General features: G+C 60.8%; 10 protein-coding genes and 1 pseudogene. 8 read left to right on the forward strand and 3 right to left on the reverse strand.

The window, feature by feature from the left end; all coding sequences use genetic code 11:
• The first annotated feature begins 428 nt into the window (after positions 1 to 428).
• The 6 genes and pseudogenes from ELY13_RS13770 (at position 429) to ELY13_RS13790 (ending at position 3,995) form a co-directional block, all read left to right on the forward strand.
• Entirely contained in the window at positions 429 to 953 is a 525-nt protein-coding gene (locus ELY13_RS13770; protein WP_126174490.1) for a hypothetical protein, read from the forward strand.
• Between the two features lie 2 nt (positions 954 to 955).
• On the forward strand, positions 956 to 1,213 hold the full coding sequence (locus ELY13_RS13775) for a hypothetical protein (protein ID WP_126174491.1): 258 nt from the start codon (positions 956 to 958) through the stop codon (positions 1,211 to 1,213).
• The gene (locus ELY13_RS13780; protein ID WP_126174492.1) at positions 1,210 to 1,710 is read left to right on the forward strand and encodes a hypothetical protein; all 501 of its coding nucleotides are present in this window, start codon (positions 1,210 to 1,212) and stop codon (positions 1,708 to 1,710) included. Before ELY13_RS13775 ends, ELY13_RS13780 begins: the two co-directional genes overlap by 4 nt.
• 111 nt (positions 1,711 to 1,821) lie before the next feature.
• Positions 1,822 to 2,115 (forward strand): helix-turn-helix domain-containing protein, encoded by a 294-nt coding sequence (locus ELY13_RS13785; protein ID WP_126174493.1) that lies wholly within the window; start codon positions 1,822 to 1,824, stop codon positions 2,113 to 2,115.
• A 38-nt stretch (positions 2,116 to 2,153) separates the two neighbouring features.
• Positions 2,154 to 2,291: pseudogene (locus ELY13_RS15795) on the forward strand (HNH endonuclease); the annotation flags it as partial.
• A gap of 15 nt (positions 2,292 to 2,306) precedes the next feature.
• Positions 2,307 to 3,995, forward strand: coding sequence for a DEAD/DEAH box helicase family protein (locus tag ELY13_RS13790; RefSeq protein WP_164549821.1), 1,689 nt, complete (start codon positions 2,307 to 2,309; stop codon positions 3,993 to 3,995).
• A gap of 234 nt (positions 3,996 to 4,229) precedes the next feature.
• Here ELY13_RS13790 and ELY13_RS13795 read toward each other — a convergent pair whose 3' ends face one another.
• The 3 genes from ELY13_RS13795 to ELY13_RS13805 form a co-directional block, all read right to left on the reverse strand.
• The gene (locus tag ELY13_RS13795; RefSeq protein WP_126174495.1) at positions 4,230 to 4,784 is read right to left on the reverse strand and encodes a GNAT family N-acetyltransferase; all 555 of its coding nucleotides are present in this window, start codon (positions 4,782 to 4,784) and stop codon (positions 4,230 to 4,232) included.
• The gene (locus ELY13_RS13800; protein ID WP_241233723.1) at positions 4,781 to 5,101 is read right to left on the reverse strand and encodes a type II toxin-antitoxin system TacA family antitoxin; all 321 of its coding nucleotides are present in this window, start codon (positions 5,099 to 5,101) and stop codon (positions 4,781 to 4,783) included. Before ELY13_RS13800 ends, ELY13_RS13795 begins: the two co-directional genes overlap by 4 nt.
• Before the next feature lie 456 nt (positions 5,102 to 5,557).
• Positions 5,558 to 5,947 carry a hypothetical protein gene (locus ELY13_RS13805; RefSeq protein ID WP_126174496.1) on the reverse strand — a complete coding sequence of 130 codons (390 nt, stop codon included), beginning with the start codon at positions 5,945 to 5,947 and terminating at the stop codon, positions 5,558 to 5,560.
• A 723-nt stretch (positions 5,948 to 6,670) separates the two neighbouring features.
• Here ELY13_RS13805 and ELY13_RS13810 point away from each other — a divergent pair.
• A complete protein-coding gene (locus tag ELY13_RS13810) occupies positions 6,671 to 9,367 on the forward strand; it encodes a relaxase/mobilization nuclease domain-containing protein (protein ID WP_126174497.1) in 2,697 nt (898 codons plus the stop codon).
• A gap of 411 nt (positions 9,368 to 9,778) precedes the next feature.
• Positions 9,779 to 11,656: PAS domain-containing protein (locus tag ELY13_RS13815; RefSeq protein WP_126174498.1), on the forward strand; the 1,878-nt coding region annotated here is incomplete at its 3' end.

The raw sequence follows: 11,656 nt of genomic DNA on the forward strand, positions 1-11,656 counted from the left end.
GCGCCCACACCTTCATGTCCGCGATTTGCATCGCCGCGACCGTCATCTTCTGGTTGCCGCAATGAGTCCTGAGCCTAAACCACCTTGAGTTCTCCAGACGCTATTCCTTCTCACAAGTAGGAGCCTTCCGGAAAACCCGGGACAGTTCATCCTGGGAACGGTCTCGAGAGCCAAGATTGCTTCGCGGTGCGTCCGACCGGCATCCGTCCTGCCGACGCGCCGTTGAAGAGCCGGCTCGAGCACGGCTTCGGCTCAGCCCACGGCGACACGCTGCTGTTCGCACCCCGATGCCGGGAGTGATGTGACATGAGAGCTGCGTCGGCTTCAGAAGAAGAAAGGCGTGAGGCCAGGTAGCAGAGCCAGGAGGATGAAAATCCAGGGGTAAGCTGCCCGGCTTTGCCGCCATCTCTCGTCCAAGGAACATCCCGATGAATTCAGCTGTACAAAGCCGCCCGGCAACGGGCGAACACCTCATGCCGCCTATGTTCCACTGGGTTGCGGCTGAAGTGAACACGTTCGCCCAGACCGTCGGCGGGCCCGTGGATTGCGGTCCCCGCGACCGGCACTCCTACCTGGCCAACTGCATGGTCCTGCCGTTTGCCCATCTTGCCGTCAGCGGGACCAGCTGTCCGCCGCCGTTCTGCCTGGAAGAGGCTGAACAGATTGCCTCTGCGACGGAGCTCGACTTCGTGCTGCTGCGTCTCGGTCTGCTCCAGGGTGTCAGCTTCGATGCCTACCTGCAGCGCAACACCGGTTGGCTGGTCGACTACGTCACGTGGTTCTCGGGAGACGGCGTTCTGTGGCTGATCCCGAACGAGGGCAGTGGTCTCTACCTGCGGATGGCCGCCGGCGGGATCGAGTGTGAGACCCGCGCGCCATTCTTGCATGCAGCGAAGCGCGATTGCGCCATTCTCCGCACCCTGAACCCGGTGTCGTTCGGCGGAAGGAACTGATCATGGCCGCGCTTCCGCCGTTTGAGAAGGACATTGCCGCTGCGCACAGCCACCTCCTAGCCCGAAGCCTTCCGGTGATCCTGAGCGGGCATACCCCCGGGCTCGCGTGCCTTGCGGGCAACGGGCCGCACATCCACCACTTCGCCTTGTCCTGCTGGGTCGGGATCAATGACTTCGGCGAGGTAAACTACCACTTGTGCTCGGACCATGGCCCTGCCGAGGACTGGCAGGCGCACCTTTCCGGGGAGCGCGAGGCATGAGCGAGGATCCGAAGGAACAGCCGTCGGAGGCGGCGGCCCGTTACCTCGCCGACAAGGGCATCGCACGGATCGAACTGATGCAGGCGACTGTCGACCGCGCGCGCGAACTGCTCGAGAGCGGCGAAATCTCCGAACCGGTCGAGGGTACGGAGCCAAACTCGGCCATCTATAAATGGGAGAAGACGGAGCGATCGCCCGATGCACCGAGACGGGTGTGGATAGCGACGGTTGAAGACTTCGCGACGGGAGAAGGCGTCAGCATCCACTGCGTGGCAGGTTTCGCTGGCGATGCAGACGAGTTTCGCCGGCAGATCGCGCCCGAACTTGGCCGGCACCTCGCCAATGGAGCTCAGGTCCGGGAGGGCGCAGCCGGCTTTGGCTGGGACACGATGTTCCTGACGCCGCACCTCCGAACGCTTTTGGCGGCGTGGGATCGGGGCGACGACCGTCCGGCGGTAATGCGCTACTTTGCCGTGTTTCGGGCGAACTACTCGTGAAGAGGTATGAAGGGGCGCTGCGAAGGCGCCCCTTCATACCGTGCTGCCCGGCGTAAGCCGTAAGGAGAAGGGGAATAGGAGGCTTTGCCTGAAGTACATCCCGCTGGTGGGATGAAATTTCAGAAAGAAGTACTCAAGATGCTCAATCCCTATGGTGTCCGGGCCGCTCGCGAATATCTCCTCGGCGGCAAGGAGCTGACCCGGCTCGAGGCGATGGTGCTGTTCGCCGTGCCGGACCTTACCAAGATCATCAGTGATCTTCGCCGGGAAGGCTACGAGGTAAAGCGGCGCCCACTGCCTTACGCCGCAGCGCTTCGCCGCGTGAACGAAGCCGCCAGGCTGACCCCGCCGCCCGAACTTCCGATCACCGACATCACTCTCACCGAATACTGGGTGAGCCGGTGAGACGGTGCTTCACCCGGCGCCAGCGGCTGATCCTGGCCATGCGCAGCAGCGGTTTGTGCACCGAGTGCGGCAATTCCATTCATCCAGGCTTTCACGCTGACCACCGCATCCCGTTCAGCAAAGGCGGCCAAACCCTCCTCGCCAACGGCCAGGCGCTCTGCGCCGGCTGCAATCTTTCCAAAGGCAATACAATGAAGATCAACCTCCGCGAATGGCAGCAGTCCGCTCGCAAGAAAGCGGTGTCCCACTATCTGTCGAGTGCAAGCCGCATTTTCGTGATCGATGCGGCGCCCGGTGCAGGTAAGACCAAGGTCGCCTGCGTCATCGCCCACGACCTGATCCATGCCGGCCACATCGACCGGGTAATCATCATCGCGCCGAGGAGCGCAGTGGTCGACCAGTGGGCGAAGGAATTCGCGCATGTGACAGGGCGGCACATGATGAAGATCACGAGCGCTGACTCCATCGGTGCGATCACCGCGGACATCTGCGCCACCTGGGCGGCAATCCGGGGCTTGGCCGACACCTTCCAGGATATCTGTGCCAGTGCACGGGTGCTGGTCATCTGCGACGAGCATCACCACGCCGCAATCGAGGCCGCCTGGGGCGCATCGGCCGACAGCGCCTTTGCCGAGGCGCGCCATGTGCTCGTCCTCACCGGAACCCCCTTGCGCTCCGATGGCGCCCAGTCGGTGTGGCTCGGCCTCGATGCGTTCGGCGGCCTGGCGCAGCCGGAGGAGAGCATGTTCAAGCTGAGCTACGGCGAGGCGGTCGAGCTGGGCTATTGCCGTCCGGCGACCTTCCACCGCCACCGCGGCGCGTTCACGGTCGATATCGGCGGCGGCGAGACGGTCACCGTCACCGGCGACAACACGCCCGCCATCCCGGCCAGCCATCCAGCCCCCCAGGTGCTGAAGCGAGTGGTTGATTTCTACCGCCTTGCCCAGACGCCGCAGTTCGGGGCTGACCAGAAGACGCCGCGCAAGGACGGATACCAGGGAACCATGATCGCCTGCGCGAGCGACAAGCTCGATGAGCTCAGGCTCGAGATGCCCGAGGCCGGGGGACTGGTGATTGCCCCCAGCATCGAGATGGCGGACTACTTTGCCAGGCTGATCACGCTCATCGAAGACACAGAGCCGATGATCGTGCACTCGGGCCACCCGAACGCCGAGCGCCGGATCGAGACGTTCCGTGTGTCCAGGCACATGCGCTGGCTAGTGGCTGTCGGCATGGTATCGGAAGGTGTCGACATCCCGCGGCTGCGCGTCCTCGTCTACCTTCCCAAGGCATTGACCGAGCTTGCTTTTCGCCAGGCTGTTGGCCGGGTGGTGCGCAACGCTGGCCCGAACGACCGCAGCCGGGCCTACGTGGTGATGCCGAGCTTCACCACGTTCGAGGAATACGCGCGCCGGATCGAGGAGGACATGCCGGCCTCCTCCCTCGTCAGAGGGGACGGGCCGCGAATGAAGCGCTGCGCGCATTGCGGCGGTGAGAACGCGCTGGGCGCCTCCCGGTGCGTCCATTGCGCCGGCGACTTCCTCTCGCGCCAGGCGAACTTTCGGGCCTGTCCGGCTTGCAGCCGGCAGAACCGCGTGGGGGCAGCCGAGTGCCTCCACTGCGGCGCTGATATGCTCCCTCTGCATCCCATCACACTGCTCGAGGCGGCGCGGGACGGGGTCATTGCGCGCGGTATCGAAATTGACGAGGAGGAAGTGCGCAAAGCCGAAGAACAAGCACCGGCCATTCGCGCCCGCCTTGCCCGAAGCGAGGACGAAACGCTTGCCCGCATCTTCAGCACGATCCCCGTTGAATGCTATCCCGCAATCGGGCGACTGTTCGCAGAGAGGGGTGAGAGCGAGGGGCAGACGGAAGAGTGACGTATCTCAAGAAGGGGGCCGTGCGTGGGATCATCCCGCGCGAGGTGATCGGGTCCGGCGAACTTCGCCGGACCTTTTCACCGGCTGCACAGTGGTATTCAACCTGTCCATCTGAAAGTTGTCCGGTGCGTGGCTGCACCAGGATTTGATGGGACTAAACACTTGGTGTGGGGAACCGGGGCCGCCGCCATTCCCACGGTGTCACAACCGTGGGATGTTGCACCTGCCCGTAGCCTATCCGTCCATCTGCGTGAGCATCCGAACCGCCGCTATCGGCAGGAATAGCCGCAAGCCATTGGATGGCAGCGGTTCAAAGCCATAGCTGGTGTAGAGAGTCAGACGCTTTGCCACCTTCTGAGGATCGCCACAGTCGAGCACGTCCAGGATGACAACGGCAATACCGAGCACATCGGCCGCTCCGGCCAAGCGCATCAGACAATCAACCAGCAGATCGCCACCGTAGCCCTGTCCCTGAAAACGGCTGTCGACGCCGATCATAGAAATATACGCGGCCGGGATGCTCCCATGGGCGGGCCGGTTGCGAGCAAACCGGTCGGGTAACTCGGTGTAGTCGATTGCGTGGGCGTTCGTGGCATAGAAACCGATCAGCTCGTCTCCCGGGCCGACCATCACGAACGTGCGGACGTTGTCGGCTTTGGCGAGCTTGTTTGCGGTCCGGCGGAAGAAGTTGTCGACCTGAGTGATGCCGCAAGAAAAGGCCGCTCGATCGTGCTTGGCGGGATCGAGCAGCTCTATAACATTGAGCTTTGCGTCCTCGCGCGCCGTCACCTACTGATGATCGTCTCGCGATGACGAGCGAATGCCGCTTGCAGCCGATTATTGGGTGCCGGCGGCGTATCGAGGGCCGCGAAAAAGGCCGCATGGTCGACCGGCTGCAAGGTCGTACGCTCATGCGCTGCGATGGTCTCCATCGCCGACCGATAAGCCGCGTTCATTGTGAAGACGGAGTCGTCCACGCCGGAGAGTGCGGCGGCCCGTTGGATGGCTTGTTTGATGCGCGGCTTGGTTCGGAAGTTCATCCGCTCGCTGCTGCGCTCCTCAATGGCGCCGACCTGATCCTGAAACCCAAGCACGGTAAACCTCATTCAACCTCTTCAATTACGTACGCCTCAGAGGCGTACATTTCAACAGAGGATTGAATTCTGCCATTCTCTCTCTTGGCCTGCTTGTGTTCCAACCGGCAGATTGTAACGCGGCGGGGTCCTCCGCGTTCATTCTCAAGCTCATGTAGGGCAGAACCCTGGTTCAGAAAGTCTGCTTCAGGATCGGCAAACCGGTCCGGCTATGATTAGCTTTGAGGCGCTTGCAGACCGACTGCTTTTCTGACGTTCTGAACACAACCGGATGGGCCCAATCGCGCCGCCGAATGCAAGCACAAACTGTGCTCACCGTATACCGGGCTCAGGGTTGTCTTCGCGGCGATGCTGTTGTCGAGGGCCTTCATTCGCCAGCGGCAGGCCCGAAGCTCAAAAGCTGAAATCACCAGAAGGCTTTTACAGCGGGACGCTCAGGTGCCCCTCGAAACTCTGCGGCCTGCAAGTTTAGAAGGGATAAGAATTGTCCTCAATCCGGATTGGTTGCGAGGATCGCTCTTCAGCCAAGCTCGCCTTTACTCGCTCCGCAATCGTACCGGGAGCCTGGGCAACAAATGCACCTCCAAATATACCTGAATTCAGCGCTTTAATTACGCCCTCAATGACTGCCTGCTCTGTAAGAGCAGGATCGCATTCGCGTACAAACCGAGCCACTTCACCGATCATCTCGTTGATTGCGATTTTGGGCGGAGGCGGAGGCCTTAGAGCAGCCTCCTTTGCTTCTTCAAGTGCCCTCTGCAGAAGCTCATCCCTCTGAGCGTCTGTAACAGCCACTGTGCGCGTCGGACGTTTGCGAGTGCCCTTGCGTTTAGATTTTATTGGCTCTGGTGTCTTCATTTGCTGGTTCCTTCACCGAAGGTTCTAATTAGGTTTTCACGGATATGTCTATGCGCCAAAAGCAAATTAATTCGGCAAGCCTCTTGCTGGGACTCTTTTTGTCCTGAACAATATAACCACAGCAACAGATAACAGTGGCGGTAGCAAGGAATGGCGTATCCACCGCGTATGAATGCCCGGAACGACCGGCGCCTGTCGGCGCTCTATGGGCACCTGTGTCCGCCTGTCGATGGCCTCGCCCTTCTTTGCAAGGAAGGGCCCCCCATTTCCGGCTCGCCCGCAAGGCAGAGCTGACTTGAGCCGCTCGCGCTCTGGAAGCAACGCTCGCCAGCGTTCCAACGATGTCCGTATTCGCTTGAGTGCGGAGGAGATAATCGCATTTGACGAAGCGGTCGCTACGGCCGGCTTTCAAGGACCAACCGCTCGAGGCGACTGGCTTCGCGCGCAAATCGGTGTGGAAGCCACTAGCCCCCGGCGCGAGACTCCCGCCCATCAGCGTGTCCCTCTGCGCGGCGGCCAGGCTCTCCTCGCCGAACTCGGAAGAGCCGGCGTATCGCTTACGAAGATTAGCGCACTCATGCATGCGATCGGCCATGAGTACATCAGCCCTCAGGACGCCGAGCACTCCAAGGGCAAACTATCTGCCTGGGTCGGCGACGCCCTCCAGGCGCTGACAGACGCCGTCCACAAGGTTGATGTACATCTTGACCAACTGGGTCCGCGATGATCATCAAATGCGTGCGGGGAGACTACTTCCCCGGCCTGATTGACTACATCATGCGCTGGGGCCAATACGCAGCGTCGGCCGAGATCCCCACAGTGCTAGAACATCCTGGCATCTTCCACCCGAAGACTGCCGCCGCCCAGTTGTGGCAACAGGCCTCCCTGGCACCCGATCGGACTCGACGCGCAGTTCACCTCATCGCTCGCGCCGAGAAGGGGCTCACTGAGGCCCAATACCGTGATCTTGCCCATCGCATGTTGAGAGCTACTGGTCTGGAAGGAAGGCCTTACCTGCTGATCCTTCACGACGACGACGGGCATTTACATCTTGCGACCGTCGAAGTTGATGAAAATGGTGCGCCGCCTCCGCGACGGCAGGTGTCCCGATCGCTGAAGCGGGAGGTAAGTCCCGAAGAGGCCAAAGCTCTTCCGAGACGCGATATTGTCTCCCGGAGCTGGGACAGCCATCTGGCGTGGCGGCTAACCAAGGTTTCCCGCCAAGTCGAGATTGATTTTGGACTTCGTCAACTCGGCCGTGAGCGGGACACCTACGAGCAGATCCGCGTCCCCACCTGGCAGCTGAAGAAAGAAAGTGAGGAAGGGCTGATTCCTCTCGCCAAAGGGTTGGCGAAGGAGATTAAGGCGGCGCTAGACCTTCCTACCTGGGATGAGCGCAACGAAGCGCTCGCAGAGCAAGGGTTGGCACTCCGCCCTTACGCCGGCCCGAACAAGAAGAGGCAGGGGCTTCAGGTCTATGCATTAAGTGACCCCTCACATTTCTGCAACGCGAGTGATCTCGGCAAGGCATGCGGCCTCGGAACTCTCGAAAAGAGGAGCGAGGAACCTTTCCGCGACTGGTATGCACGGCACGAGCCTGAGACAGTCCCCGCACCTCAAATTTCAGCGATCCCAGGAAGACTTCAGAGCGACAACCATCTGGTCAGATTGAAAGGCGAATACGACGACCTGATCAAGTTGCAGCGCCAGCAGCGCGCCGAACGGAAATTTATGCGGCAGCGGCACAAGGCCGATCGTCAAAGAGACCGGTCAATCGTGAGAGCGCTGCGCGATCGACTTGCTGCCACGAGAAAGGTCAGCAAGACATGGATACGGACTCTCTGCCGGATCGTTCGCGCCGGACTCCAGGCCAAAACTCGGAGCCGCCACCTCGTCGAAATAGCCCAAGCCTCGGCCCTGCCGGGGCGCCAACTCAAGTGGCCTGAATTCCTTGCGTCTCGGGCTTCCGCTGATCCCGAGGCTTGCAGAGTTCACGGCCAAGTCCGGAATAATCTCTCGGTCGACGATCGCCTGCGTGAACTTTCGGAAGCCAAGCTCGCAGACCAGGAGCAAGAGCGAACGCGTCGGCAGGCCCAAGAGGCCGCTATACAGGAGCAGGCACGAGCCGACGCCGTTGTCGCGGCGGCTCAAGCGGAGGCTGAAAAGGAAGCAGCTTACTGGCGACGCCGACGCATTCGCGAACTGGGTGACGCAATCGGTAATTGTCTCCTACGCGTTACCTCCGTTGATGATCACGGGTCCATCCTACAGTTCCTCGAGAAGAGAGGAGATCAGAAGACCCGAGCGGCCTTCTTGCATCCTGACCACCACGATGGCGTCAACGCTATGATGACGGGGGCGGTCGATGAACAGCACTATCACCTCCGTCGCCTGCTGCGCTACGTCGAAGCGCAAGAGCTCGTTTCCTTTGTCGATCGAAAGTCAGGATGGATCGACTGGAATCAGATTGCAGATGTTGAGCTGAAGGCGGTCGCCATTCACACGAGGGATTGGCCGGAAGTGAAGAAGGCAGCCCGTATTCGACTTACCCAGCTGCGCGCGCGAGAGGAACAAGTTGCGGCGCCGGGGACCGCAGCTCCGTCACAGATGAGCGACGAGCGACCTGCGGACACAGTTGTGGCCGTCGCGGAGAAAGCCGTTATCCCATCGGCAATTTCGCTGAGTGCTGCCCATCCAACGGCCGTTACCAATGAAAGCGCCGCACCCACGGATACTGCCGTTCCTGCCGCTGCGCCAGTAATCACACGGCAGAGCGCGGATACGCTGCCCTCGCCGGCCGCTGAGGTCCGGCAGAAAGAGCTGCGCTCAGCGCCAGTCGACCTCCTGCCAAGCGCCCCCGTTGCGTCAGAAGTCGAACAGCAGCTCAGGGACGATGCTGAGCCGATCGCGGGCGCCGCGAAACCGGACCAGGACAAGATGGTGCTTCAAGTCGATGAGGAGCGCAACGTCTCGGCTCCCTCCTCCAGCCAGCATGGGACAACAACCGAGGGCAGATCACCTGATTTTATGGCGTCAGCCCTGAATGCCCTACAGAGACCGAAGCCGGCTAGCGCCAGAATGGGCGACCTGAGGGACGCTGCCAAGCGGCGGCGTGCACAGACAGCAAATGCCGATGGCGAAGGCCAATCCCGGCTAATTGCAGCTCGCGCTGAAGAAACGAAGCAGCAGAAGGTCTCGCAAAACGACGAGCGGTCCCAAAATGCAGATGCCGTTAACCCCGGTCCCTCAGTCAGACTCGATTCGGTAGAAAAGCAGAGCTCGAAGCGTGTCCGCAAAAGTTTGGACGAAGAGGCCATGCTGGAGCCAACAGGTGACCGGCCCGAAGGAATTTCATCTGAACAGGAATTCGAGCGCCTTCATCAACTGTATGAGGCTCACAAAGCAGGTCTCGGTCGTTAGCGTCCGCGCTCGTGGTGTAGTTCCCGCGGGAGGTTGAGGTTTGCAGGAGTGGGGCATGCCCCACTCCTGCAAATTCGATCTCGGTGGCCACCGGGCTCATCGGTAATGAGACCTCAATATCGTCATGTGAGGTCTCATTAGGCCGGCAATTCATTCACCTCACTGTTCAAATATCCCGAGCGCCCGCCAAAACTGCAAACAAGCTGGGCAGCCCCTTCCTACCGGAAACAGTAGGTATAGCATATAAATATTGGTCTCCCTGTTATCGCACCCCTGCCCAACAAGGCTGGAGTTTTTGAGGTATAATCTTTATAAATCTAAGGACATTCCCGGTGGTGATACACATCTTAGGCGCTAGAATGGCTCCAGCATGGCCTGTTATTAGGTGCGCAGGATTCCGAAGGTTGAAGAATGAACCAGAAGATAACAAGCCTCGACGCCGCGCTGGATGATCTTGAGGAGATCATCAGCGTAGGCTTGTGGCACTGGACCGCGGGGACGCAGGAATTCGCCTGGTCGAAGCAGCTTTACAAGATCACGGGCCAGGACCCGGCTATATTCCAGCCGACCCTGGACAGCACCTTTGCGCTGATCCATCCGGACGATCGCGAAGGCACGATGACCAAGCTGCTTGGCGTCGTCGCAACCCAAGAGCCTTACGAGCATGAGTTCCGCATCCTCCGGGCCGATGGCGAAGTCCGGGTCTGCTGGGCGAAGGTCCGCCCCGTCATCGAAGAAGACGTTGTCGTTGCCGTAAGAGGCACCTGCCTCGACGTGACTTACCTGCGCGAAGCAGAGGCGCAGGCGAAAGAAACCGAAGAGAACTATCGGTACACTATCGAACTCAGTCCGCAGATACCCTGGACGGCAGATCGCTTCGGGAATGTCCTGAGCATGGGCGCAACCTGGACCAGGATTACCGGCCTCCCGGTACACGAGGCGCTTGGTTCAGGCTGGTTGAGGTACACCCACCCGGACGATCTCGATGTAGCGCATTCCTTGCTCGGGGAAGCGCAGGCAGAAAACCCGGCTGTCGACTTTCGTTACCGCCTCCGCTGCTTGAACGGAGCCTACCGCTGGGTTCGCACCCGCGCTTATCCCCGGAGGGACGAACAAGGCGAGGTGATCCGCTGGTACGGTCTGACAGAGGACATCCACGAGCAGGTCGAGGCTGAGCAGCGCCTGCGAGAAAGCGAAGAGCACTACCGCTACACCGTTGAACTCAGCCCACAAATCCCCTGGACCGCTAACGAGCATGGGAACCTCACCGGGGTCAGCTCTCGCTGGTCTGAGGTCATCGGGATGTCGGAAGAAGAAGCTCAGGGCCAAGGCTGGGCCGCTGCGCTTCATCCTGACGATGCCGTCTGGGCCTTGCCCGCCTGGAAGGACTCCCTCATCTCCGGTGAACCGTTCGATATGCGCTTTCGCCTCAGATTGGCGAGCGGAGAGTACAGCTGGTTTCGGGTTTACGCACGCGCTCGCCGTGACGAAAAGAACCAGATCGTCTGCTGGTATGGAGTGGCGGAAGATGTCGACGAGCAGGTCCGGACTGAGAAGGCGCTGAAAAAGGCGGAGGAACGCTACCGGCTGGCGACCCGGGCCACGAACGACCTGATATGGGACTTCGACGCTGCAACCGGGCGCCTGGAATGGACCCGTTCACTCGACGTGTTCGGCTATCGCGCTGAGGAACTCGGCACTGATCTGAGGTGGTGGGAGGATCACATTCACCCTGAGGATCGCGCTGCGGCGCTCCACAAGGTTCATCAGGCGCTCAGTTCGAGCGAGCAGCAATTCATTTGCGAGTATCGCTTCCGCCGTGCGGATGGCAGCTATGCGACAGTGTTTTCGCGCGGATACGTGGTCCGGGATGAGCATGGTCGGGCTGTACGAACGGTCGGCGCAATGCAGGATCTCTCCCAAAGGAAAGCTGCCGAGGAGAAAGCCCACTGGGGAGCTAGGCACGACGCGCTGACCGAACTGCCTAACCGCAGGCTTTTTTATGACCGGTTGCAGCAGGCACTTGCCTGCGCCAGCGCCCAAGGCAGCAAGGTCGGCCTGCTTCACCTCGATGTCGATCACTTCAAGCAGGTTAATGACTCATTCGGTCACGCAGCCGGCGATGCACTGCTGCGCAAGTTGGCCTCTCGCTTGCGCCAGGCAGTCCGCTCTGGCGACACGGTCGCTCGCCTCGGCGGGGACGAGTTTGCCGTCATCCTGCCTGGCGCGAGCGGGGCCGAGGATGTGTCGAAGGTCGCGCAAACACTTCTCGAGCGCATGCGCGAGCCC

The sequence above is a fragment of the Altericroceibacterium xinjiangense genome (assembly GCF_003958635.1).
GTDB lineage: Bacteria > Pseudomonadota > Alphaproteobacteria > Sphingomonadales > Sphingomonadaceae > Altericroceibacterium_A > Altericroceibacterium_A xinjiangense.